Origin of the sequence: Marinifilum sp. JC120, assembly GCA_004923195.1 — a bacterium.
Taxonomy (GTDB): domain Bacteria; phylum Desulfobacterota; class Desulfovibrionia; order Desulfovibrionales; family Desulfovibrionaceae; genus Maridesulfovibrio.
Map to the genome: position 1 here is coordinate 1 of RDSB01000049.1, position 2115 is coordinate 2115.

2 protein-coding genes are annotated in these 2115 nt (G+C 43.0%); both read left to right on the plus strand.

Going from position 1 to position 2115, the window contains the following annotated elements:
• Window positions 1-668: P-type conjugative transfer protein TrbJ (gene trbJ, locus D0S45_20205; GenBank protein TIH11258.1), on the plus strand; the 668-nt coding region annotated here is incomplete at its 5' end.
• A gap of 1 nt (window position 669) precedes the next feature.
• Window positions 670-2076: a P-type conjugative transfer protein TrbL gene (gene trbL, locus D0S45_20210; protein ID TIH11259.1), complete on the plus strand. Its 1407-nt coding sequence runs from the start codon at window positions 670-672 to the stop codon at window positions 2074-2076.
• Window positions 2077-2115 lie beyond the last annotated feature (39 nt).

The following is a 2115-nucleotide window of genomic DNA, read 5'->3' on the forward strand; positions in this document are numbered from 1 at the left end:
AACAGCTTGAATCCATGTACCGGACTTATGCGGAAGAAATGATGCAGACCCAGCAGCAAATTATGATGGTGAAGCAAAATATTGATCAGTACGTCAACATGGTCAAGAACACCATACGCCTGCCCTTTGCCATTAAAAACAGTGTGATTAGAGACTTTAAACAATTGGCGTCTCTTACCATGGGATTACGTGAAACAGTTGCAGATATTGATGTACTTGGTGGAGTTTATCATGCCGCTTATCCAAATTTCAACTCAGCTAAAGAACTGGTTGGTCTTCCAGCCAGTGAAGTGAATCCCCAGTATTACGAATACTACAGCAAATGGTCCGGTCGAGTAGATGAAGCGACCGAGGCCACTTTTAAACTCTCCGGGCAGCAGCTCAAGGAAATCAGTGAGTCAGAAGAATTTGATTCATACATAGATGATCTCTTGAGCACCCCGGAAGGACGCATGCAGGCATTAGAAGCTGCCAACCAACTCTCTTCCATCCAAATTTCAGAGATGCGAAAGCTGCGCGCCCTCATGGCTATGCATATCCAGAATCAGGCGCAGATCCAGCAGAAGAAGGAGAAGATTGATCAGATTCAGGAACTGAATAGTAGAAGCTACTTCGAAAACGATCTCGCTAAAAGAACCCAAGCTCTAATTGATAAACTTGGAGAGTAGAATGGACTTGATATTTATTTTTCTTCTTTCTTTATCTTATCTAGTCGTTGTTGGACTTCATCTAAAAGATGTTGTGCATCTTCTTGAATTTCTGCTTCAGAAAATGCGGCTTTGTCCTGCTCAACTTTCTCGTTCTTTTTTTCATTACAAGCAGACAAAGAGAACAACAAAAAAACTATCATTAAGTATTTCATACAACCTCCATACAGGACTTAGAAAGATAACAACGACGACCAAAGACAAAACAAACTATTCCAAACTGATACTAATTGTAGCTGTTCTAATTTTATCCATGAGCAACATAGCCCATGCAGCGAAAGGAGCAACCCAAGATTTAGGGCTATCGACAAGACTTTTAACTGAATTTGAAGCCGCAGCCAAGACATGGGGACCGGCTATCCAAGGATATTCCCTTACACTCTTCAAATTGTTGATAAGTATTGAACTAGCATGGTTAGGAATCCAAGCAACACTCAAGCAATATGACCTCAAACAAAAGTTGGCCGAATTCGTACTGCTCGTTATTTACGGAAGTTTCATGGCCTCTGTTGTTTTTTACAGTGCAGAATGGACAACAGCACTAATTAAATCATTCAGTAGCGTTGCAGTGGCAGCAGGCGCACAAGAGCCAAATCCAGAAATCATCTTTCTTTATGGCTTAAATATTATTGGAGCCTTGCTAAATAACCTGACAGTGAAAATACACGTAAGTATTGGAATTTTATTCTGCTGCGTAATTTTAGCAGTCACCTTCTCCTTAATGACCGCTCAGCTTATATTGGTAAAATGCGAGTCATTTATTGTCCTGAACGCAGGAGCCATACTACTCGGCTTTGGTGGTTCGAAATTTACCAAAGACTTCACGGTCAACTACCTCAAGTACTCTCTGGCTATAGCGGCAAAACTATTCACCTTACAGCTCCTAATGAGCATGTGTTTGAACTTTATTGAAAAGTTCACAACCGTTAATAGCGAAAGTTTTGCAGATATTTTTATAGTTGTCTGCTCATCAATCATCATTCTGGTTCTCATTAAATACCTTCCTGCAAAAGTAGCAGAATTGGTCAACGTCTCCCAAGTTTCCGGAGGAGGCGCGCTTACTTCTGCAATGTCTGCGATCGGGATCACAACCATGACCGCGATGCAAATGCCTGCTCAGGCCCTTGGCGGCGCGGTCGAAGCGAAGCGCGGAATGGACACGCTCAAGGAAGCATTCAACATGGCCGGATCACAAGGGGCAACCGGATTAGGCAAGGGAATGCAAGCACTCAAAAACCTTGGCGGTGCGGCTCGGGACAACATCGGCGCGACCAATATGGGCAATCTGCGCAGCACCATTACTTCCCATCATGAAGCCTTCAAAATGCAACAACCTGCTGGACCGTCCACCAACTTCCAGCTTCCCTAACTAATTGGAGTAATGACCTATGTCTAAACCAACTGAAAA

Bases quoted from the DNA above. Each gene is read 5' to 3' on its own strand.
- trbL (TIH11259.1), top strand. From the start codon at position 670: ATGGACTTGATATTTATTTTTCTTCTTTCTTTATCTTATCTAGTCGTT.